The following is a 21,320-nucleotide window of genomic DNA, read 5'->3' on the forward strand; positions in this document are numbered from 1 at the left end:
TCCACGGCCGAGTACTCACACCGTCCCGAACGGCTGAATCGTCACATCGGTCACGCCCGACCAGGACACCTCAACAAGATCGTGTTACAAGCTCTATGAGGCAAATTCGAGATCCGCATCACAGATCTGTAGATCACTACCCGCTTGCCGGTCAGCGCGGCGGTGAGCTGGTCGGCGATCTCGGCGAACGGCGGTGCCACCCCGGAGACCATGGCGTTGGTGATGCCGTGCACGGCGGTCGCCTCCGGCGGAATCGGCTCGCCCGGATCGACGAGCGTGCTCATCACGACGTCCCCGGACTCCCGTTGCACACCGATCTCCACGATCCGCGCCTCGGCGTGGATGCCCGTGGTCTCGGTGTCCAGCACGACCGTGTCCGGGTCGTCGAGAACCTCCCGCGCCCACACGGCCAGCTTGCGCTCCTGACGGAGCCGGGCCTGCAGTCGTCAGCCGTACGGCCACTGCTCCCAGGCTTTACGCCCGCTCAAGGCGGCAGCGGGGACGCCCAGTTCGATCAGCGCGCCGGGGTACACGCGCTCGTAGGCCGTGTTGTAGGCACTGGCGAGGGCGGCATCGCCGAGCAGCCACGGTGCTGGGGCTGGGGCGTGATCGAGGTCGAGCACAGCGAAGGCGCCTTCGAAACGGATGCGGCCGTGAAGGAGGCCGCGCTCCAGCAAGGTTTGCCAGCCGCGCCCGACACGCTCGATCTCGGTCATGCCCTTGGGGGTGTCGATGACGGAAGCAACGTCGAACCGGCGGGGTGGGATCCGGGCGTAGAGCTTCGCGACCAGCCAGGGCAGGCCCAAGATCCCCCCGCACTGCGATCCCGTGTGGAATATCAGCGGTTTTGGGGCAGCTGAGTCCGTACCCTGGACGTCCGAGAGTTTCAATTCATGCCAGGTGAGGACAAGTTGAGCGGAGAAGGCGTTGTCGTCGTAGCGACGTCCGTTGGGGTCGCTACGATCGACGAAGTGCCCGGCTTGATGCAGAAGATCAGGCCGGACTGGCAGGCAAAGAACTTGATCGAGAGGGTGCGTCGCATCCTGCCTGTCGATCCCAGCAGTGCCTGTCAGCGTCTGTTCAACGCCGCAGTCCGGGACCTCAAGGACAAGATCCTGATCGTGGGCGTTGGCATTGCCGGCGAGGCCGCTAGGGCGGCGAACCCGAAACTCCCGCCGATCCAGACCGCTGAGGACGTTGAGCATTACACGACCTCCAACTTGATCAAACTCGCCTACCGCATCGGGCTTCTCAGCCGCGCCGAGTGGCGCAAGATGACACGGGTATACGACATCCGCAAGGACCTGGAGCACGAGGACTCCGAGTACGAAGCAGCCTTCGAAGATGTCGTGTACACCTTCGTGACGTGCATCGACGCCGTGTTGTCGAAGGACCCGATCACGTTGATCGAGGTGCACGAGGTCAAGCAGATCATCGAGGCCTCCGGCCCTATCACGCTGGACACCCGCCTTCTGGCCGACTTCGAGCATGCCCCGGACCAACGGCAGCAGGAGATCGTCCAAGTCCTCGTGAGTACGGCTCTGAGCAACTCAGAAGCCGATGTCGTCCGTGAGAACGCCTATCTGGTGCTCCAGGAGCTGCGCGAACTCATACGAAACGGTGTGCGCCTGGCCGTCGCCAAGATCCTGCTGGACCGGCTCGGGCGTACCTCGCTGGATGAGCTCACCGTGCGTGTGGCCCACGCCGCTGGGCTGCTGCCCTACCTCCACAAGGGGCAGCGGAAGGACTTTTTCGCGAAGCAGCTCGCCAAGCTCAACGACATCGGCCACCACTGGAAGCAGCACGAGGCCCACGGCCCCGCGCTGCGACTGTTCGAGGAGTTCGGCGGTCTCACTGAGGTTCCGGACGACGTCAAGCCCGGGATCGTGAAGTGGATGGTGCGCTGTTACATCGGCGAGCCCGGTGGATACGGCGCCGGGATCAACCGGAAGGTGTTCTACAGCAACCGTGCCGCACCCATCATCAAGGAGCTGTTTCTCAACAGCCGCAGCGACATCCAGAAGATCGTTGAGGATCTTCAGTCCGATAAGGACATTCGCCGCTCCTGCGAGAACGAGCATGTAAACCGCCGTTTCCAGGACCTGCTCGACATCGTCAGCAGCTGATTGAGGTCCACGCCCCGGCCGCCGCCCCCGTGGAGGACCGAGGAGTCCTAGCGTCGCCCTTCCCGTCGGTGTCGGCCGTCGGCGTGGACTGAGCTGCGGTGGCCGAGGGTGAGGACTCGGCGGCGGGCTCCGGCTCGTCGACCACTGGCGCGGCCTCAACGGCCGTGAGTACAGCCTCCGCCTCTGCGACTACGGCTTCCTCCGTCGCGGGCGCAGCCTCGGAGGTCACAACCGTGGCCTGGGAAGCGGCGACGGCGCGGCGGTCGCGGTAGTCCTTCAAGACCTTCCACCCAGCCACCGGCACGCTGACGGCAAGGGCACCGAGAATGAAGGCTCGCCGCTGGCCTAGCCGCCGCCCGAGCTGGACGTAGGCCGCCCGTAGTGCATCAGGGCCTCCTAGCTTGCGTGCCTCCGCGCTGAGTTCCGAGTAGTCCCACATCGCGCTCCCCGCACCTTTCGCTGCTGTCCAGTAACGGCCTGATCATCCCAGGGCCAAGCTGACGCGGGGGCGGATCAGGACAACCGGCCTACCGGACCCTGGATCTGAGGGCGGGGCGTTGCCGAAGCTGCGACCGCGCTCTCACTTACAACCCCCGCTCCCCGGCACAGGAGCGCCGCCGAAGCTGCACCCGTACCGGGAGGCTCCGGTCGGGCGGCCGGTGCGCTGCGCGGGGAGGACCTGACTCCCCGTCCATCCGTGACGTTCAGCGGGGGATGGAACCAGACACTGGCAAGAAGGTCCCGAGGTTAAGACCGTGTCCTAGCGCTACGCCCGGGCTTGCGGTCCGCCGCTTCCTTGGTCGTCGTCTTCTTCGCGACCGACGTCTTCTTCGCGGTGGTGGTCTTTTTCACGGGCGCCTTCGTCGCGGGCGTCCTGACCAGCCTATTCTTCGCGGGCATCTCGTCAAAAACCGATCCCTTCGAACCGTGGCGACCGACGGGGAGTCCCGCCGACCGCCACCTGAATGACCGCCTCGGTCCGAGGCTGATGCCCCTCGGTCGGCACATCCTCGAACGCCTCGCCCTCGTCCACGTACTCCCGGGCCATGGTCAAACTGCGATGAACAACTGCGGGAGGGCGGCAATCGTGGCGTGCGCGGCACGGTGCCGTTCACGTCGCTCTGCCTCTGTTCGCACCGCCTGAGCTAGGGCAGCGACGGTATCCGCATGGCTGCCCCACACGGCCACTTCGCGTTCCAGGTCGACGCAAGCGGAATGGAACGCCTGTTGTGCTTCCTTGAATGCTTCCTGTGCGCGGGTCACTTGCTGCTGCTTGGTCTCCACCGTCTCAAATGGGCCAGGCGGATCACTCAGCTTGCTCCGCGCGTTAGCGAGCGACTGCGTCCGCTCGTTCAACACGCCCCTGGCCGCGAGGGCGGCCATCGCTGCCTCCGATGCGTCTCCCGTGACCTTGAAACCGTGAGTGGTATTCATGGTGACGGTGTCGCTCACACGATCCCCGGTGTAACTGGGGACCTTCAACCACTGCTCGTCGGTCCGTCCCGTCAACCATTCCAGGACATGGCTCGTCACGTGCCGGTCCGCCGCCGCGCTGTGGAAGGTCTGGGGCACATGGCGCAGCGGACCGCGGTCGAACTCTGGAGTCTGAGGCACTGCAGCGCGAAACAGGTCGGTACCGTGCTGATAGACGACGTGCCAGTGGTGAGCGGCATCGGCGCACTTGTCGGGGTGGTAATTCACGACACCCCAGAGTTCGCCGTTGAGGGTGCCGTCCTCGCTGATGAGCGTTCCCTGGCGGAGTTGCCGGAACACAGCGAGGGTGACCTGCTTGCCGCTGATCGTGAGCGTCCTCACCTCGACCGAGGCAGTCGTGATCAGCGCATTCTGGGTGGTGAGCTGCTTGCCTGCCACTGCTTCTCCTTGCTGGTATATGACAATGAGCACGGGAGATCTGTGCGGTGTTCACCTCGCGGTCTCGGAGCGGACAGCCCGGGGCCGTGTGTGCCCAGGTCTCGGTCACAGTCCGATGCCCTCGGTCGCGTTGTCTTCCCAGTCCCGCCCTCGTCTACGTACTCCCAGAAGACAACAGGGCAAGCTACCCCGGGGGAAAGGGAGTTACCTCCGCCGCCGGCGCAAGCAGAGCGTTTTCCGGCCGTCCTCGTCGGTGAGCGGAATCTCCTTGCCGGCCACCGCTGCGCGCGGCTGCCTGCCTTTCGCGGTACAGGTTCCGCAGCGTGACCAACATGTCGGGGTCGGCGTCGGCTGCCACGGCGTCCCAGGCCGTGGCAGCCGGGGCAACTCCGGGAGCGGCCGCGCGGTGCAGTGCCTCCCGCAGCGCCGTGCGGGCGTCTGCGACGTCCCGGGACGCCTGCTCCAGGCGATGCAGCGCCTTCCAGGCTTTGGGACTCAGGGACTTGTACCTGGCGACCGCGTCGACGATGCCCTGCACTGAGCTGCATGTGGGTATCCGCTGGCCGCTGAGCGCGTTCAGGAAAGTGCTCCGGCTCAACGACCCCGCCTCGGCGACGCGGGTCACCGACCCGCCGTCGCTCGCCGCGCCGCGTCCCGCGGCCTCCCGACAGGTTCGTCGAAACCCCTCTCGACGGCGCCGCCGGCCTTCGGGAGGCTCCGCCGCCGCGGCGCTGCCTGTGAGCCGGTGCGCGCTGCCCTCACGCGCCGCAGTTAGACCTCGATGTAGGCGACGACAACCACGGTGCGCAGCGCGGTGACGAAGTACAGGATGCGGACGGCTTCAACGTCGTCGGTGTACTGGCGCAGCTGGGGGCCGTCGATGTCACTGGGCAGTGGTTCGCCGATGTCGGGGTCGACGAAGATGACGACCACGGCGCGGTCCAGGGCGTGATGTCCGCCTCGCTGGTGATGTTCTCCAGCTGCGTGGCGGCGGAGTCGGAGAAGACGATCCGGGCACGGCGGGGCCCGTGTCCTTGGGGCATCAGGCGACGGCCGGCCGCTGGGATGCAAGCCGGGCGAGGTGCGCCTCGCGCAGCTCCTCCCACGGGGTGCAGTCCTCCACCGGGGCAGCCCGCTGGCTGCGATGTCTTCCAGGACGGCGGCGAACTGGTCGGCGCGCTCGCGGGTCTGGGCCGCGTACGCGCGGACCACGTCCGCGGCCGCGAGCTCCAGCTGCTGCCGGACAACTCCGTCAGCGGGGACCGGCTGGTCGGTCACACCTCCGCGGGCGCGGAGCGGACAGGAAGCAAAGTTGGGGCTAAGCCGTGCAGGACCAGCGACCGGTCACGTGGAACAGCGGCTTCTCCTGGTCGTTCTCCTGCTCGAAGGGAGCAAGCCAGGCGTCCAGCGTGCCGGAGGTCAGGCCGGAGTCAATCGTGACCTCCGCCTGCCCCTTGTTCCGGTCGTCGGGCAGGTAAAAGGCGTACTGGAAGTCGCCGGCCCCGTTCCCGATCACGGTGCTGTCCGGGGCCTTGTCCGAGGAGACCTCGAAACTCAGCGAGTTCTTCACGAACCCGACATCGGTCTCGTGCACCGCCGGGTACTTGCCCGGCTTCGGGGCGCCGAAGGAGTCACCGTTGCTCACGGTGATCTGCCAGTCGATACCCTTCAGGCGCACGATGATCTGCGCGCTCCAGGCACCGTCATCGGCCGGCATGACGCACTGGGTGACCCCATCGTCCGTGTTGTAGTCGTAGTGGGCTCCAGTCTTGACCGACTGGATCTTCAGCGCTCCACGTACCGTCCCCTTGATGTCCCCGCTGAATCGAAGGTCGGTGGTGACGGGCCGCGGCGCGGGTCTCTTCTTCACGGCCTGGTGCGCCTTGGCGGACGGATGCTTGCTGGACCCGTGAACCGGCGCCGACGAGACCGCGTGGGAAACGGTGTGGGACGCCTCTGGAGCAGCCGTGCACGCGCTGAGCGCCCCCAGCACTATCGCGGTACCTATGGCCGCCCCCGTAGCACCCCTCATCGCTCCCCCACGCGTAGGTGTCTTCTGCACGTCAGCTCCCCTCCGAGTACGCCTGCACGCACTCCTTCTTCACCGAGGGCGCGTACGCAGCCAGCGCGTCCACCGTCGTCGCCCGCTGGCCCTGCGCCAACTCCCGCACACCCATCTTCTGGTACTCCTCGTGGATGTCCCACGTCGGCGTCCCCTGCGCCTTGACGCCGAACTCGGCGAACGCCTCCTCCTCCGAGGCCGTTCCGGCAGGGGTATCCCCCTTCACCTTCCCGAAGACCAGCCTCAGCGCCTTGATCACCCCGACGAAGCACTCAGTCGCCTCCGGGTTGGCCTCGGCCTTCGCCGCGGTCGACTTCGCAGACGACCCTCCGCCGTCTCCCCCGCCGGCGCAGCCAGCGACGAGGAACACCGCGGCCACGGCCGCAGCGATCATCCCCTTGTTCACGAACCCCCCCAACGTCGTTCAGTCCTCTCTCGTAGCCAGCTCGGCCTCGCGCGCGTGGAGCGCCTTCTCCAGACGGGCCTCGGTCTGACTCGCGAGCGCGGTCAGGACCTGAGCGACCACCGCGTCCGGGAACCTGCCGGCCTCGTGCTTGATCTCGGCGAGCACCCACTCGGCACCCCTCCGGTACTCCTCCACCAGGCGCCCACCGAGAGCGGCGTTCATCTGCTCCATAGCCTTCTCGCCGGGCGTCAACTCGTCCGTCATTCCCATCTCCCAACTTCCCGGCACGGTTTTCAAATCGTCGATACTCGCCGGCCCGCCAGGGCCTACTTGCTCAACTCGCCCGGACGAATCGGGTGGTAGGCCGGCGGATGCACGGTCATACGGCCGGTGACCGACCGAACCGGCTCACCGTCCGCGCTCCGCGCTGCCCCGCCGTACAGCACGCGGAACGACTCCGCCTTCAGCGCCCGCCGCAGCAGGCTGTCCTCCAGCGTTCGCCAGTCGATGCTCACCGGGACACCTCCGGCAAAGCCGGCACCGCCGAGATGGAGTTGATGGTCGACTCCCACTCCCCGGTGTGCGCGTTCCTGTACCGAAGGTGCTGCAAATGGCTCATGTGTTCGTCCGGCACCCACTCGAACTCTCCGACCTCGTCCTGGTCGGAGTACTGGTGCTCCGCGAACAGCCTGGCCAGCTCGATGTCCGTGGATGTCTGCATGACGTACTTGCCGGTCATCACGACGTACGACACGGGGTTGCCCAGCGCCTCCCTCGCCCTGACGCTCTCCCAGAAGGGCTGGTACCTCTCGGCCGACTTCGTCAGTCCGACCCACTCGTCAATCCGCGGCTCGCTCACTTCGACCCCTCCAGCTTGCTCGTCATCGTCCGCCCCTTCGCCCCAACAACATGATCACGCCGTAGAGCCCGGACAGGTACAGGCTCATCCCGAACGCCGCTACCGGACCCATCACAAGCGCGACGTACAGCCACCGCCACACTGTGGGCGTCGGCATCACGCTGAGGCAGGTCCACTCCATCACGACCAGACTGAGGAAGTAGCCGGCGAGGTACGTCTCCAACCACTTCGGCATGCGCTACTCCGGCCCCTCGAACTCGTACCAGTCCATCGCCCCACCCTTCGTCATTCTCAACCCCCACGCGCGATCCCTATCGCAGCAATGAGTCCGAGTGCTTGCAGCGCTTTCCGGGATCGGGGTGCCGAGGACGGGGACACCTCCGGGGGCGCGGAGCGGACTCCGGGGCCTTGTCCGCGGAGGTCACGCATCTCGGAACACCTCCGCGGGTGCGGAGCGGACCTCGGGGGCGGCCCGCAGGACGTCGACGACATCGGGACACCTCCGCGGGCGCGGAGCGGACCTCCGGCGTCTGACCCTGCCCCATGCGAGCGGCGGGACACCTCCGCAAGCGCGCAGCGGACGACACGCGTCTCCTGAAGACGTACCAGAAGGACGGGACACCTGCGCGAGCGCGGAGCGGACCCTGGAGGTGGCCTGATGCCTGAGATGCAGATCGGGACACCTCCGCGAGCGCGGAGCGGACGCTTCGTCGGAGCGTGGCGCCGCGCCCTCTGACGGGACACCTCCACGAGCGCGGAGCGGACTCCTCCTGCCGGGCGACGACATCCTTGAACACCGGGACACCTCCGCGAGCGCGGAGCGGACCTCCCCTCGCTCTCCTCGCGCGCGTCCAGCGTCGGGACACCTCCGCGAGCGCGGAGCGGACTTCAACCAGCGGACCGCGCGCGCTGCGGGCGGCGGGACACCTCCGCAAGCGCGGAGCGGACGAGGGTCCGATGGGCGATCCGGCGCGCAGAATCGGGACACCTCCGCGAGCGCGGAGCGGACCGCTACTGGCGGCTCCGCGAGTCGGCCGGCACCGGGACACCTCCGCGAGCGCGGAGCGGACGACGACGGCCTCAAGGTCTGGTCACGGGACGACGGGACACCTCCGCGAGCGCGGAGCGGACCTTCCGACCCCGGCCGTAGATTTTGTCGACCGCGGGACACCTCCGCGAGCGCGGAGCGGACTGTACAACGCCGAAGACCACGCCCTGTACCGCCGGGACACCTCCGCGAGCGCGGAGCGGACCGGTCCAGCGCGATGGTGCCCGGCTGCCCCCACGGGACACCTCCGCGAGCGCGGAGCGGACACGGGCGCCGGCGGCACGGGCGGTTCCTACACCGGGACACCTCCGCGAGCGCGGAGCGGACTCGTTCGCCTTCGACAGAGCCCCCGTCGAGAACGGGACACCTCCGCGAGCGCGGAGCGGACGATCTCGTCCCCCTGGCCCCATACCGCGAGCAGGGGACACCTCCGCGAGCGCGGAGCGGACGGCGCGGGCATCTGGCCGGGGGCCGGGGGCTGCGGGACACCTCCGCGAGCGCGGAGCGGACCTCCACCTCGCGGCTCAGGCCAACCCGGGAGCCGGGACACCTCCGCGAGCGCGGAGCGGACCTCTCGGCCGCTGTTGGCGAGGTCCTCGGCGGCGGGACACCTCCGCGAGCGCGGAGCGGACCGTCGGACAAAGACACCGTCGGGACACTGGGGCGGGACACCTCCGCGAGCGCGGAGCGGACCCGGCCATCTCCTTCATCGAGCCGCCGAGGACCGGGACACCTCCGCGAGCGCGGAGCGGACCTGTTCCTTGCGCTACCGCGGGGGCGCAGCGACGGGACACCTCCGCGAGCGCGGAGCGGACTTCGCGTCCGGCGCGGTGTACATGGGCGACAGCGGGACACCTCCGCGAGCGCGGAGCGGACCGTTCCCGGTACGCCATCTCCCGGTGGCCAGGCGGGACACCTCCGCGAGCGCGGAGCGGACGGCATGGTCCGACTGTAGTCCTGCTGCGGGGACGGGACACCTCCGCGAGCGCGGAGCGGACGACGTGCCCAGCGGGCCCGAGGGGGTGCCGGACGGGACACCTCCGCGAGCGCGGAGCGGACCTCGGCGCTCTGCTCGCAGGCGGCGCGATCATCGGGACACCTCCGCGAGCGCGGAGCGGACCGCGGGATGGTCATCGTGGGTGCCACAGTTGCCGGGACACCTCCGCGAGCGCGGAGCGGACTGTAGACATAGTGAGGATCGAGGGCGCCGAGGCGGGACACCTCCGCGAGCGCGGAGCGGACTCGGTGACGACCTTGGTCTGCGGCGGGCTCGGCGGGACACCTCCGCGAGCGCGGAGCGGACTGCGGCATCGTCTCCCTGCCCGTCCAGATGAGCGGGACACCTCCGCGAGCGCGGAGCGGACACCAAGCTCATCGCGCTCGTCTCCGGCGACACCGGGACACCTCCGCGAGCGCGGAGCGGACATCCGCTTCGGGGTCTTCTTTGTGATCCGGAACGGGACACCTCCGCGAGCGCGGAGCGGACGCCCGCCATTTCCCTCGACTGCCCGGGAGTTCCGGGACACCTCCGCGAGCGCGGAGCGGACCTTCGGCCGCAAGCAAGTCGGTGAGCCCAGGACGGGACACCTCCGCGAGCGCGGAGCGGACACTTCGTGACCTGGTCTTCTAGGAGGGGTTTGCAATTTCTTGACTGGCGTTGGCGCGTTTGAACGCGATGAGGGTGAGGCCTTCGAAGTCGAGTGGGTCGCGGCGTTGGGGGCCAGCGGTATGGAGAGTGAAGCCTTGCTCGTTGGCAGCGGGATACGCCAGGACAGCGCTGCCTTCGGTGAGGCAGTCGGTGAGGGAGTTCCAGAGTTCGGTACGAACGCGAGCTGAGATGGTGCCGATGTAGAGGGTGGGGGTGACTTCGAGGAGCCAGCGGGTGAGGGCGCCGCGGAGGTGGTCTGGGACGGCGGTGGCAGAAATGACGGTCATGGCGGGCATCGCGGCGGGGCCTCTCGGTCAGTCGGGGGCGTGGTTGGTGCCGCCGGGAACGGCGCCGGTGACGGGGTCCCAGAGGTCCACGAGTTGCTCGTCAAAGTCCGGATCGTCGTGGGGTGAGGTGTCGGGTGCGAGCAGAGTTTGGAGGTCGCGTGTGATGCGGGGCATGAGGCGGAAGAGGCGGAGGCCGTCGCGGAAGGAGCGGCGGGCTTCTGCTTCCGGCTGGGTGGAGGCGTGGAGGGAGAAGGCGAGCGGGAGGGTGAGTTCGGCTTTGTAGAGGTCGGCGATGTCGTAGACGAAGGCTTGCTGGTTGCCGCTGTGGACGAAGCCGAGTGCGGGGCTGCAGCCGAGGGCGGTGATGGCTGCGTGGACGATGCCGTACAGGCAGGTGTTGGCGGCGGAGAGGGCGAGGTTGACGGGGTCTTGGGTGTCCCAGGAGTCGGGGTCGTAGGTGCGGCGGAAGCGTCCGATGCGGTGCTGTTTGGCGAGGAGTTTGTAGAGGGCTTTGACGCGTTGTCCTTCGAGGCCTCGCAGTTGCTGGAGGGTGGCGCCTGGTGGGGCTTGCCCGGGGCCGAATCGGTGTTCGTACATGGCGGTGGCGACGGAGAGGCGGCGGGTGTCGCCGGCCCAGGCGTGGGCCTGGTGTTCGAGCCAGGTGGTGGTGAGGTTGGCAGGGGTGGCGGTGGCATAGCTGCGTACGCCGCCCATTCCGCAGATCACGACCGTGGTGCCATGTCGGGCGAAGGTCGCCAGTGCGGGTGCGGTGATCGAGGTGCCGGGGCCCAGGAGGACGCAGGCGAGGGCTGCCGTGGGCAGGTAGACAGTTTCCCGGCCGCGTCGCTCGGTGGTGATCTCGGCGCAGACTCCGGTGTCGTCCTGGTGGACGCGCACGACGTCAAGATAGAGGAAGGACAGGGAGTCGATGACGCGCGGGAGCATGGCGATGGTGGGGGCGGCTAGGCGTCTGCGGCCTTGCCCTGACTGGGTGGGTGCGCTCATGTGGGGTCCGGTGCTGGGGCGATGCTGAGCAGGCCGCAGCCGTATGCCTTGCCGCGGCCGATGCCGTTGTGGATCGCGATGCGCAGCAGGTCGGGGTCGATGACGGTGGCGGTGCCGTCGAAGCGCACCCGGTGGTGGCGTACGCGGTTGCCGCGTTCCTTGCTGGTGGGGGTGTGGGGGCGTTGGTGGTCGTGGACGGTTTCGGCGGGCTGGGAGTGCAGGGTCAGCGGTTTGAGTCCGGCTTGGTCGGCTTGGCGGTGCCACCAGGCGTCGGCGGCTTCTCCGTGGAGGTCGACGACGGCGGGCAGTTGGTAAAGGGAGCGGGTGGTGGCTCCGGGTTTGCGGACGGGTGAGGCGGCGCAGCGGTAGCGGAGGGTGCGGCCTGGGGTGAGGGCGTCGAGGAGCTGGTCGAGGGGGCGGCTGATGAGGGTGCCGTAATCGTGGGGGAGGCGGTCGGTGGTGGGTTGTTGGTTGCTCTGGATGAGCAGGTGGCTGCCGGCCGGGGTGTCTTCCACGCGGAAGAGGACGCCGAAGCGGGTGCGTGCCTGGTCGGGGATGCCGTCGGGGAAGAGAGACATGACCCGGCGGTGGAGGGAGATCTGGCCGGCTGCGCCCAGTTCGCGTCGGGCCAGGGGGGAGGCGGGGCTGGGGGTGAGGCGGGTGAGCCACAGGGTCACCGGGGGCTCCTTTCCTGGAGGGGGCGCAGGGCGGGGGTGTAGGTGTCTGAGGTGTAGGCGGCCAGTGCGTGCAGTTGGCGGGTTCCGTAGCCGTGGCAGCGGTCGGTGGGGAGGGTGAGGGTGCGGCGGTAGAGGGGGCGGGAGCGGTAGCGGCGGCGGGCGGGGGTGAAGTCGAGGGGGGCGTCGAGGACGGTGGAGTGTTCCTGGCCGACGTCGTCGTGCGGTGGCCGGTCGGGGTCGGGGAGGCCGGTCAACGGCTGGTCGGACAGGAAAAGGACCGGGAGGGTCTGGTTTTCGGGGTGCTGAGTGCGGGGGGCGGGTGCGGCAAGGGGCAGGTGGATCAGGTCGTGGAGGGCGTGGGTGCTGTGGCCGAGGAGGAGGGGTCCGGCCGGGGGGCAGGAGCGGCGGCCGAGGTAGAGGGGCCAGCGGGGGGTGTTGAGGGCTTGGGTCCAGGTGGTGGGGGGTGGGGTGTGGTCGGGGCGGGTGAGGGCGATGGTGAAGGCGGCGTCGGCGAGGTACCAGCGGGTGCTGGTGAGGGTGGCGGTGTCGGCGCTGCGGCGGGTTCCGTCGGCGGTGATGACGCTGCGTGGGCCGCTGAGGCCGCCGCCGACGGTGTGGAAGTCGCGTAGCCGGGTGCCGGGGCGGTCGACGCGGACGGCGAGGCTGATGTCCGTGAGGTCGCCGAGGGGTTGGCGGCGTGGCCGGCCGAGGGCTGCGGCGAGCAGGCCGGTGACGGCGGAGCGGGTGGGGAAGGCGAGGGTGTCGCGGTCGTTGAAGTGGCTGTGCTCGCCCCAGGACTGCAGGGGTCCGGCCAGCCGCAGCAGGAGACCGGGCACGGGCGCTGGTGTGTTCATGCGCGGGTGTCCTGGAGCTGGCCGGTGGCGGCGTGGGCGACGGCGGCGGTGATGAGGGCGTCCAGTCCGTCGGTGCGTTCACCGAGAGTGTCGGGCAGGTCTTTGAGTTCGGGGCTGGTCCAGGCGCGGGTGAGGAGGTGGCTGGTGCCCAGGAAGGAGGCGGTGGCCTCGGCGTACTGGGCCAGGGCGTCGATGGAGGGGGCGGCGTTGCCGGTGTGGGCTGCTGCGCGCACGGGCTGTTCGAAGGCGGCGGCGTAGGAGACGGGCCGGTCGGCGCGGACGGCGAGGTGGACCAGGTGCGGGAGGGTGTGGGGGGCGGTGGAGTTCTTTTTGGCCTGCGGGACGGCGAGGGTGAATGCGGTCAGGAAACCGGCCAGGAGGGCCTGGATGTCGGTGTCGGAGCCGGCGAGGTTGGTGGTGAGTTCGTCGAGGTCGACGGTGGCGTAGCGGTAGAAGGTGCCGGCGCTGAACTCGGCGTGGCCCATGTGGGCGCTGCCGGTGGCGTCCTGCCACAGGGAGGAGACGTCGTCGACGGCGGTGAAGTAATCCAGATCGACGTCGGCCGCGTGGGTGGTCATGGCGTGGGCGACCTGGACGGCGCCGTCGACGCCGGCCTGGTCGACTTCGGCGAGCATGCGGCCGAAGAGGTTGATGACCGCGTTGCGGCTGCGCAGGATCGTGTCGATCTGCTGCTTGGGCAGGATCGAGGCTTTGATGTCGCCCTTCTTGGTGATGTCCTTGGCCCCCTCCAGCTCCTCACGGTGTGCGTCGGCGAGATCGGCGAGCTCGGTCACCGCGATGCCGGGGACGTAGATCATGGCGTTGGTCACGACCCGGTTGGGGACGGGCTTCTTGGGTTCGCCGGCTTCTTCGAGTTCGAACTTGCCGACAGCCGCCGCGACGTGGGCGCCGGCGCGTTCCGCAAGAGCTGGGGGCCAGTTGCGTGTGGTGAGTTCGGCGGTGACGGCGTGGGCGATGCGGCGGGTGCGCAGGGTGCTGTCGCCGGTGAGCCGCTCGAACTCCGAGCGGGTGGCGCGCTTCCAGCATTGGCTGCTGACCCTGGTGCGCAGTGCGTTGCCGTACAGGACGGTCTTGACGGAGTTGGTGTCGTCGCGGTTGAGGTTGGCGAACGGCACGGACTGGATGATGTGGATGTCGATGAAGCGGGCGTGGAGTTTCATGAGGGTTTCTCCCTGCGGTTGATGAGCTGGCGGGGAACGGCTGTTGTGGCTGGTCAGTCGGTGTCGGTGGGGTCGTCGGGCTGGTGGGTGTCGCGGGTTCGGGCTGCTGCTTCCAGGGGGGCGCGGCGGGTGCGGTAGTAGTCCTTCAGCCAGCGCCGGGCGGTGGTTTTGGAGCGGTAGGGCCAGGTGGCCAGGTCGTCCAGGAGGACGGCGAAGTCGACGTCGGCGCCCGCGTCCCGCAGGTGGCGGATGCTGCCGGGCAGATGACGGTGGATTCCGGGCAGGCTCTGCCGGGTCAGCAGGTTGAGGCGGGCTTCGGCCGTGTTCTCGGCGAGTCCGCGGCCAGCCTGGGCAAGCACGGCCCGGGCGTAGGAAGCGCCCAGGCTGTCCCTGGGCGGCCACCGGGGGCCGGCGGCTGCAGCCTGTCCGGCGACATCGGTGGCTGCGGCGGCGGGTTCACTGCCGGAAGGTGCGGTGGCATCCGGGCTTTCATCGCTGTCGGCGGTGGTGTGGAAGGAGTGGCGGGGCCGGTCTGCGATCATCGCGGCGACGGCGTAGAAGGCCCGCTCCTCGGCCTGCGTGCAGTCTTCCGGCAGCCAGGCGGCCACGATGCGGTGCAGGCCGCGTACGTCGTCAAGGTCACGACGCAGTCCTTTGCGCAGGGCGACGCGCACCCCGGGATCCTGGGCGCATCGGGTGGCGATGTGTTCCACGAAGGCCCGGTACAGGCCCGCGCGAGGCGGAGCTGGGGCGGGTGCGGGTGCGGGTGCGGTCATAGGGTGAATCTCCTTGGGCGGTCGCACAGGGATCGGGCGTGGAGGGGTCAGCGGCTGGTGCGGCGGGGGCCGTAGAGCTCGATACGGGCGTCGGCGACGGCACGGGCACCGCGCTGGACGTGGCACACCGGTGCGGTGACGGTGTCGTAGGCGGCTTCGGCGATCTTGAGAAAGGCGGCCCGGGCCGTGGCCGCGTCCAGACCGGCGTCGACCAGGAGGGCCCCGGTGCGGTCCAGCCCGGCGAAGCGGGCCCAGAACTCCTCCTCCGCCCTCGGCCAGTACAGGGCGGATGCCTGCTCGGCCCAGGCGTCGGCTTCCTTCGCCTTGGACTCGCGCATGTACAGGGTGCAGGCGCGGCGGGCGGCGTACTCGACGCGCCGTCCGTACATCTCGCCGTAGTTCCTGAGCCGGCCCACCGCCGACGCGGTGCCGGGGTTGTCGTTTTCGGCGTGGTCCAGGACGGGCGGGGTGAGTCCGGTGACGAACTGGCGGTCCTTGGCCTGGCCGTCCTGGTCGAAGCCGAGGGCCCGTACCGCGAGCGGCCTTACGGCAGCGTCGGAGATCTCCAGGGCGGTGCGGAAGACTTCGGGCCGGCGGGCCTGGGCGGTGCCGCCGGGCTCGGCGAGCAGGAGGGCGTCGACGTCGCGCCACAGCGCGCGCCCCGCGTCCGCGGGCCGGGGGTAGGAGTTGCCCTGCTGGCTGACCTGCCAGATCAGGTACGGGTCGGTGCGGGGCAGGCGGCCGTCACGGTAGGCCCAGGTGATGAACGCGTCCGAGACCATCGCCTGCTGCTGCGGGTCCGGGATCAGGAGCAGCGCGTGCTGGGAGGCGGCGGTCAGTCGTGAACAGGGACCTGCCGGGGCCGCGGGTGCGGCGGTGGGGTCGGGGAGGTCTTGCCGCTCCCACATGCAGGGGTCCTCTTCGCGCCGGACGTGCGGGTCGGGTTGCAGCAGGCCGGCCAGGAGTGACTCGAAGAGGGTGGCGCCCTCGGGGTGGTAAGAGAGGGCTCCGCGGAGCGGGCCCGCGATCATGCTGGCGGTGCTCTGGCCGTTGACGGTGCGGGCCGAGCCCCGCCCGGAAGGACCGTAGTAGTGCCAGGTCAGCAGACTCAGGGCCGCCTCAGCGGCCGGCGCCGGGTCCGGGGCTGCGTCCTGGACGTGGGAGAACCAGGCGTGGTTGTTACCCGAAGCGCGGGTGGGCACCAGCTTGTTGACACCCGCCGACTTCTGCGGGTCGCACTGCTCGAACAGGCGGGGATCCTGCATCCACGGGCGTACCGGGTCCAGCAGGTCGAAGCGCGGGCCCCACGTGCTGAAGTAGTCGCTGATGCCGTCGGCGGGCAGACGGCCAGCGTCGAAGATGTCCAGGCGCCGCTCCGACCAGTCCCGGCCGCTGCCATCGTCGTCGACATCGAGCCCGCACACCCGGGCGGTCAGCGCGTACAGCACCCGCAGCACCGCGGAGTAGGCGGGCGGTTCGGTGATCGCGAGCGCGCTGATCTGATGGCTGCGCTCCAGGACGGTCCGCAGCCCCACGCTCTCGGGAGGCGTGCCGTCCTCGGCCGTGAGGGCGGAGGCGATCCACAGGGGCGGCAGCCAGCCGGCTGTGTCGAGAGGGAAGGACGGCACCGTGACACTCACGCTCCTGACGGTGTTCGGACACAATGAGAGGCGGGGCTCCGCGCGTGCGGAGGTGTCCCCAGCGCGTCATGGACAGCGCCCCGGGCGATTCCCCCTTGTGGCCCGCGCGAGCGGGCAGTTCCACACCCGTCCCCTCTGTTCACCGGTCCGAGGGGAGGATGTGTGCTTCCAGTGAAGAGCGCTTCATGAACAGTAAGCAACCGGTTCGGGAGAAGTGGTCAGATACGTTCCACTCCTGTCGTGCGCGTGAACTGGATTGATCTGCCTGTCAGTTGGCCCGTCCACACCGGGTCACCGCCTTCGCTGCCTGAGCGGGTGAGGTGCAGGAGAACGAGGTCACGCAGGTGGGACTGGGTACGCCAAGCCGCCGGCAGAGCCGGGCGTTCGGCGGTGGGGGGCAGCCAGGTGCCGGGGACCGGGACGCTGCGGGCGACGATCCGGCGCAGCGCCGTCCGCGCCAGCGCGGCTTCGCCGGGCAGGGGGAGCGCCCCGTTCTCGTCGAGCGACGGTGTGCCGTCGTCCTGGGTGAACAGGAGCAGCAGCCGTCCGGTGTCGGCACCCAGCCGCGTGGTGAGCAGGTCGCCGACGGCCTCGGCCGTGCCCTGGCTGAGCCGGGAGAAGTCACCGCGGACCTGGTAGGGCGCGCTGATGCCGGTCATGGCGGCGAGGGTCTCCTCCGCGAGCCGGCTGCCTTCACGGCGCTGGTCCAGCAGATGCAGCCGGCGGGCCGCCGCGCCGGCGTCCTCACGGCCGGCCTGCTCCAGGTGCAGGGTGAAGTCCTCGGCGTAGACGGCGTCCACGAGGTCCTGGACGTCACCGGGCACGGCGACACCGGATGCAGTCTTGTCCCGCAGCAGGGCGGCCGTGCGCAGCAGCAGCCCGTGGTCGTACACGTCGCCCCAGGAGCGGGGCGGGTCGGTGGCACCGGCACTGTCGACGGGTTCCAGGACCACCAGGGCCGGCCGCTCCTCGGCCGCCGCCCACGCGGGCCGGCCGCGGGCGCCGCGGGCATGACGACGCCCGCGGCCAGCACGCTGCAGCAGCAGGGCGAGCGGTGCGAGGTCGCTGACGACCAGGTCGAAGTCGAAGTCGAGGGACTGCTCGACAATCTGTGTGGCCACCAGAACCGACGCCGGCCTGTGGGCTGCGGGCAGGTGAGGGGCGGGTTTGCCGTAGGCGGCCTCGCAGGCGGCGGTGATCTCCTGGCGCAGCAGACCGGGATACCGCGAGTGCAGCAGCCGGATCCCGCCCTCACGCCGCGCGAGATCCGGGAACGCCTGCTGCAGGTCACGGAAGGTCCGCTGGGCCTCCGCGACAGTCGTGCAGCACACCAGGGCCGTCCCGCCGTAGGCTGCGACCGGTGCCAGGACCTCGCGCAACGCGCTCCTGCGCCCGTCCGCCCGCAGCACCGTGCTGGTGTCCTTCACGTCCCAGCCCACCGGCCGCAGCGACAGATCCAGGGTGCGGGAGCGTGCTGTCCCCACCGCCCGCACCCGGGCGACCGTCCCGGTGCGCGCACCCGCGAACAACCACCCCGGATAGGCCGGGGAGACCTGGCTGGGCTCGGTGAAGCCGGCACCACGCCGGTAGGCATCCACCAGCGCGGTCACCGTCCGGCCCGTCAGCGTCGCGGACAACAGGACGACCGGGGCCCGCAACGCGCCGAGCCACTCCAGCAGCCGCACCATCAGCGTCTGCATCCACGGACCGTAGGCGTGCGCCTCGTCCACGATCAGCACCTTGTCCGCCAGCCCGAACAGCCGCAGCACGTTGTAACGCAGAGGCAGAACACCGGCCAGGACCTGGTCGATCGTGCCCGCACCCAGCGGGGCGGCGAACCCGCGCCGGCTCTGCCGCAGCCACGCATCCGCCTCCAACGCCGTCGCCCGGGAAGCACTGAAACCGCCCCCAGGCAGGCCGTCCTCGTCGGGGCCGGCCGGCCCCGGCGGAATGGGAATGGTGGCGTGCGGGGCGGGCGGGGGCGGCAGCCAGCGGTCGGCCGGCTCCACAACCGTGCTGGGTGCGCTGTCCATCACGGTGCTCAGCCAGGCCGCACCGTGCATCAGCAACAACGCCCGCTCCCCCGTCAGCACCCGCTCCGCGAAAGCACCGACCCGACCGAACATCGCGTCCGCGGTCGCCATCGTCGGCAGCGCAAAATACAGGCCCCGCGCCCCCGAGGCCCGCCCCATCACTGCTGCCGCGAACAAAGCCGCCTCCGTCTTGCCGTCCCCCGTCGGCGCCGTCACCACCACCAGCCCCGACCCCTCCCCGGCCACCGCCCCCGGCAGAGCCTCCGCAACATCGCGCTGCAGCGCGTTGGGAGGAAACGGGAACAGGTCACCGAAGTCCAGACCCGACTCCTGCGGGAACCGGGCCCGCCCGAGCCGGGCCGCCCACACCGCGCCCGGCGCCGCCTTCACCGCCCGCGCGAAGTGCTCATCCAAATCCCGCGGCCGTCCCGCCCAGTCCCGGCCCGGCAGCAGACGCCTGATCCAGCCGACATCACTGGCCAGCCAGTCCGCCAGCACCACCAGCCCGTACAAACGGACCGCCGTCTCCGCCGACAACTCCCCCGCCGGCACCGCCACACCCCCCACCACCCGGCGCAGCTCCAGCAGATGCCGGCGCCGCTGCTCCTGCCAGCCCCCCTCCCCCAGCCCCGTCTGATACCGCGACGCGGCCGCCGCCTGCCGCAACGGCACCACTCCTGCGAAGCATCCGTGATGGCCGCCCAGCCACTGCGCCACCTGATGCGCAAGACTCCCCGCCGGTGACCGGCCCACCCGATAGCCGATCTCCCCCAGCAGCCCCACCAGCGACCAATGCGTCCCCTGCTCATGCCGGAACCCCCGCAACCCCTCCGCACCCGCAGCCGCCACATACGACGCATCCCCAGCCACCGCCCTGAATGCTGTCGGCACCTGCGCCTGGAACACCGGAGTGATCTTCCCCAGATCATGCAGCCCAGCCCAGAACGACAGCACCGGCCGGGCATCCTCCACGCTCAGGCCGAGCCCGGAAGCGATCCGCCCCCGCGCCCCGTCATCCAGCAGCCCATCCCACAACGCCCCGAACACAGCCGCCGTATCCAGCAGATGACAGACCAACGGATACGGCCACGGCAACCCGCGCTCCTTACCCCACAACCGCACATCGACCAGCGGAGCATCCACGTCGTCCATAACACGCTCTTCTAACACCACCCACTGACAACACCCCCCGACCAGCACAATCCCAACTCACGGCACCGCAAGAAGAATTACCCTCGATGCCGAACTCAACGTCCAACCCGAACCACGACGTCGTGATCTCTACACGCCACCCCATAACCAGACCCACCACCCCACACAAGGCAAAGAAATGACCAAGACGCTCTAACACCGCAGGTGGCGAAGGGTCGGCTCCGCGCGAGCGGAGGTGTCCCGCTGCCCGGCCGCCGGGTCGGCATGTACTGCAAGTCGGCTCCGCGCGAGCGGAGGTGTCCCGCTGCCGAACCGGCGCAGGTGTGCCTCCTGTTCGTCGGCTCCGCGCGAGCGGAGGTGTCCCGCCCTCGATCGTGGTCTTGTAGCCCCGGTCGATGTCGGCTCCGCGCGAGCGGAGGTGTCCCGGTGACCATGGGGACCATCGCGTTCGTCATGGTGTCGGCTCCGCGCGAGCGGAGGTGTCCCGCTTGTCGTCATTCGCTGCGATCTCCCGGTCCTGTCGGCTCCGCGCGAGCGGAGGTGTCCCGTTCGGGGACTTCGTGAAGGAGTGGATGGGGGCGTCGGCTCCGCGCGAGCGGAGGTGTCCCGCGGCGCCTCGGGCTCGACGGTCGGCTGGTGCTGTCGGCTCCGCGCGAGCGGAGGTGTCCCGGAGTCGGGTACCCGCAACGCCGCGGTGACCCTGTCGGCTCCGCGCGAGCGGAGGTGTCCCGTCCAGTGGAAGATGCCCGACCAGTGGAACAACGTCGGCTCCGCGCGAGCGGAGGTGTCCCGCCCGGGGTCATGGTGTGCCGGGCGATGGCGTCGTCGGCTCCGCGCGAGCGGAGGTGTCCCGGCGGTCGTGCGGCCGCTGGCGACCGTCGTTCCGTCGGCTCCGCGCGAGCGGAGGTGTCCCGCTCCCGTCCGCCCAGTGCTGCCGGCCGATGACGTCGGCTCCGCGCGAGCGGAGGTGTCCCGCTGGCCGACGCGGACGGCGTGATGTTGATGAGGTCGGCTCCGCGCGAGCGGAGGTGTCCCGGCCGAGTCCGAGCCCGAGCAGATGGCGGCTCCGTCGGCTCCGCGCGAGCGGAGGTGTCCCGTGAGTGGGTTTCATGAGGGGACCCTGAGTGATGTCGGCTCCGCGCGAGCGGAGGTGTCCCGCTGCTGATGCACGCGCGCACGCTGACCGAGCCGTCGGCTCCGCGCGAGCGGAGGTGTCCCGTTGGTCCTGGGAGAGACCTGCCTGGTTACGAAGTCGGCTCCGCGCGAGCGGAGGTGTCCCGTACACCCCCGCCGACGTCAACGCTCTGACGCTGTCGGCTCCGCGCGAGCGGAGGTGTCCCGGTCGAGGACGCCAAGGACGCGGTCTCGAGGGCGTCGGCTCCGCGCGAGCGGAGGTGTCCCGTCGTCGGCGGGCGGCTGGGTGAACTCGGGGCGGTCGGCTCCGCGCGAGCGGAGGTGTCCCAACCGCGTCATGAGCCACATCGCCCCCGTCTTCGTCGGCTCCGCGCGAGCGGAGGTGTCCCGTCCCTGCTGTCCGGCGCCTGGAACATCATGAAGTCGGCTCCGCGCGAGCGGAGGTGTCCCGAGCTGGCCTACGCGGGTGCTGGCGCCCTTGCCGTCGGCTCCGCGCGAGCGGAGGTGTCCCGTCGTCGAGCCAGTGCAGGACGTAGACGCCGTCGTCGGCTCCGCGCAAG

At 69.8% G+C, this 21,320-nt stretch carries 19 protein-coding genes, 2 pseudogenes and 2 CRISPR repeat arrays (1 of these 23 running past the window's edge); of the genes and pseudogenes, 1 reads left to right on the plus strand and 20 read right to left on the minus strand.

From position 1 onward, the window contains the following. Positions 1-50 precede the first annotated feature (50 nt). Together ACWDGI_RS41675 and ACWDGI_RS41680 are read right to left on the minus strand one after the other, a co-directional pair. Entirely contained in the window at positions 51-368 is a 318-nt protein-coding gene (locus ACWDGI_RS41675) for a 3'-5' exonuclease (RefSeq protein WP_450768256.1), read from the minus strand. A 78-nt stretch (positions 369-446) separates the two neighbouring features. Continuing rightward, the gene (locus ACWDGI_RS41680) at positions 447-806 is read right to left on the minus strand and encodes a hypothetical protein (protein WP_450768257.1); all 360 of its coding nucleotides are present in this window, start codon (positions 804-806) and stop codon (positions 447-449) included. 165 nt (positions 807-971) lie between these two features. Between ACWDGI_RS41680 and ACWDGI_RS41685 the strand changes: the two genes are divergently transcribed. Continuing rightward, positions 972-2,126 carry a hypothetical protein gene (locus tag ACWDGI_RS41685; protein WP_450768258.1) on the plus strand — a complete coding sequence of 385 codons (1,155 nt, stop codon included), beginning with the start codon at positions 972-974 and terminating at the stop codon, positions 2,124-2,126. Here the strand turns inward: ACWDGI_RS41685 and ACWDGI_RS41690 are convergent. From ACWDGI_RS41690 to cas3, 18 genes and pseudogenes are all read right to left on the minus strand, one after another. Continuing rightward, complete coding sequence (locus tag ACWDGI_RS41690; protein ID WP_450768259.1) at positions 2,116-2,565, minus strand: hypothetical protein; 450 nt, start codon at positions 2,563-2,565, stop codon at positions 2,116-2,118. The genes ACWDGI_RS41685 and ACWDGI_RS41690 overlap by 11 nt on opposite strands. 611 nt (positions 2,566-3,176) lie before the next feature. Beyond that, entirely contained in the window at positions 3,177-3,998 is an 822-nt protein-coding gene (locus ACWDGI_RS41695; protein ID WP_450768260.1) for a hypothetical protein, read from the minus strand. A 771-nt stretch (positions 3,999-4,769) separates the two neighbouring features. Next, positions 4,770-5,041: pseudogene (locus ACWDGI_RS41700) on the minus strand (hypothetical protein). Further along, positions 5,041-5,276, minus strand: a pseudogene (locus ACWDGI_RS41705) (hypothetical protein). Before ACWDGI_RS41705 ends, ACWDGI_RS41700 begins: the two co-directional pseudogenes overlap by 1 nt. Before the next feature lie 40 nt (positions 5,277-5,316). Beyond that, the gene (locus ACWDGI_RS41710) at positions 5,317-5,868 is read right to left on the minus strand and encodes a hypothetical protein (RefSeq protein ID WP_450768261.1); all 552 of its coding nucleotides are present in this window, start codon (positions 5,866-5,868) and stop codon (positions 5,317-5,319) included. Positions 5,869-6,061: 193 nt separating this feature from the next. Further along, complete coding sequence (locus ACWDGI_RS41715) at positions 6,062-6,466, minus strand: hypothetical protein (RefSeq protein ID WP_450768262.1); 405 nt, start codon at positions 6,464-6,466, stop codon at positions 6,062-6,064. Positions 6,467-6,484: 18 nt separating this feature from the next. Continuing rightward, positions 6,485-6,730, minus strand: a complete 246-nt coding sequence (locus tag ACWDGI_RS41720; RefSeq protein WP_450768263.1) for a hypothetical protein — start codon at positions 6,728-6,730, stop codon at positions 6,485-6,487. Between the two features lie 62 nt (positions 6,731-6,792). Then, the gene (locus ACWDGI_RS41725) at positions 6,793-6,981 is read right to left on the minus strand and encodes a hypothetical protein (protein ID WP_450768264.1); all 189 of its coding nucleotides are present in this window, start codon (positions 6,979-6,981) and stop codon (positions 6,793-6,795) included. Then, complete coding sequence (locus ACWDGI_RS41730) at positions 6,978-7,325, minus strand: hypothetical protein (RefSeq protein WP_450768265.1); 348 nt, start codon at positions 7,323-7,325, stop codon at positions 6,978-6,980. Before ACWDGI_RS41730 ends, ACWDGI_RS41725 begins: the two co-directional genes overlap by 4 nt. 22 nt (positions 7,326-7,347) lie before the next feature. After that, positions 7,348-7,560 (minus strand): hypothetical protein, encoded by a 213-nt coding sequence (locus ACWDGI_RS41735; protein ID WP_450768266.1) that lies wholly within the window; start codon positions 7,558-7,560, stop codon positions 7,348-7,350. 135 nt (positions 7,561-7,695) lie between these two features. Further along, a CRISPR array of direct repeats spans positions 7,696-9,981; the repeat unit is 29 nt; unit sequence CGGGACACCTCCGCGAGCGCGGAGCGGAC. Positions 9,982-9,999: 18 nt separating this feature from the next. Further along, complete coding sequence (gene cas2e / locus ACWDGI_RS41740; protein ID WP_450768267.1) at positions 10,000-10,317, minus strand: type I-E CRISPR-associated endoribonuclease Cas2e; 318 nt, start codon at positions 10,315-10,317, stop codon at positions 10,000-10,002. 18 nt (positions 10,318-10,335) lie between these two features. Further along, positions 10,336-11,313: a type I-E CRISPR-associated endonuclease Cas1e gene (gene cas1e / locus ACWDGI_RS41745; protein WP_450768268.1), complete on the minus strand. Its 978-nt coding sequence runs from the start codon at positions 11,311-11,313 to the stop codon at positions 10,336-10,338. Beyond that, the gene (gene cas6e, locus ACWDGI_RS41750; RefSeq protein WP_450768269.1) at positions 11,310-11,990 is read right to left on the minus strand and encodes a type I-E CRISPR-associated protein Cas6/Cse3/CasE; all 681 of its coding nucleotides are present in this window, start codon (positions 11,988-11,990) and stop codon (positions 11,310-11,312) included. Before cas6e ends, cas1e begins: the two co-directional genes overlap by 4 nt. After that, entirely contained in the window at positions 11,987-12,844 is an 858-nt protein-coding gene (gene cas5e, locus ACWDGI_RS41755) for a type I-E CRISPR-associated protein Cas5/CasD (protein WP_450768270.1), read from the minus strand. The genes cas6e and cas5e overlap by 4 nt, the downstream gene beginning before the upstream one ends. Further along, a complete protein-coding gene (gene cas7e, locus ACWDGI_RS41760; RefSeq protein ID WP_450768271.1) occupies positions 12,841-14,025 on the minus strand; it encodes a type I-E CRISPR-associated protein Cas7/Cse4/CasC in 1,185 nt (394 codons plus the stop codon). Before cas7e ends, cas5e begins: the two co-directional genes overlap by 4 nt. A gap of 53 nt (positions 14,026-14,078) precedes the next feature. Further along, positions 14,079-14,801 (minus strand): type I-E CRISPR-associated protein Cse2/CasB, encoded by a 723-nt coding sequence (locus ACWDGI_RS41765; protein WP_450768272.1) that lies wholly within the window; start codon positions 14,799-14,801, stop codon positions 14,079-14,081. 47 nt (positions 14,802-14,848) lie between these two features. Beyond that, complete coding sequence (casA, locus tag ACWDGI_RS41770; RefSeq protein WP_450768273.1) at positions 14,849-16,441, minus strand: type I-E CRISPR-associated protein Cse1/CasA; 1,593 nt, start codon at positions 16,439-16,441, stop codon at positions 14,849-14,851. 218 nt (positions 16,442-16,659) lie between these two features. Beyond that, a complete protein-coding gene (cas3, locus tag ACWDGI_RS41775; RefSeq protein WP_450768274.1) occupies positions 16,660-19,626 on the minus strand; it encodes a CRISPR-associated helicase Cas3' in 2,967 nt (988 codons plus the stop codon). Positions 19,627-19,840: 214 nt separating this feature from the next. Further along, positions 19,841-21,320: a CRISPR direct-repeat array (repeat unit 29 nt; unit sequence GTCGGCTCCGCGCGAGCGGAGGTGTCCCG) (it continues 135 nt past the right edge of the window).

This window comes from Streptomyces sp. NPDC001220 (assembly GCF_053597895.1).

Excerpts from the sequence above, each read along its gene's own strand:
- ACWDGI_RS41690 (WP_450768259.1), bottom strand. The coding sequence starts at position 2,565 with ATGTGGGACTACTCGGAACTCAGCGCGGAGGCACGCAAGCTAGGAGGC.
- ACWDGI_RS41720 (WP_450768263.1), bottom strand. The coding sequence starts at position 6,730 with ATGACGGACGAGTTGACGCCCGGCGAGAAGGCTATGGAGCAGATGAAC.
- ACWDGI_RS41735 (WP_450768266.1), bottom strand. The coding sequence starts at position 7,560 with ATGCCGAAGTGGTTGGAGACGTACCTCGCCGGCTACTTCCTCAGTCTG.
- cas2e (WP_450768267.1), bottom strand. The coding sequence starts at position 10,317 with ATGCCCGCCATGACCGTCATTTCTGCCACCGCCGTCCCAGACCACCTC.
- cas1e (WP_450768268.1), bottom strand. The coding sequence starts at position 11,313 with ATGAGCGCACCCACCCAGTCAGGGCAAGGCCGCAGACGCCTAGCCGCC.
- cas5e (WP_450768270.1), bottom strand. The coding sequence starts at position 12,844 with ATGAACACACCAGCGCCCGTGCCCGGTCTCCTGCTGCGGCTGGCCGGA.
- cas7e (WP_450768271.1), bottom strand. The coding sequence starts at position 14,025 with ATGAAACTCCACGCCCGCTTCATCGACATCCACATCATCCAGTCCGTG.
- ACWDGI_RS41765 (WP_450768272.1), bottom strand. The coding sequence starts at position 14,801 with ATGACCGCACCCGCACCCGCACCCGCCCCAGCTCCGCCTCGCGCGGGC.
- cas3 (WP_450768274.1), bottom strand. The coding sequence starts at position 19,626 with ATGGACGACGTGGATGCTCCGCTGGTCGATGTGCGGTTGTGGGGTAAG.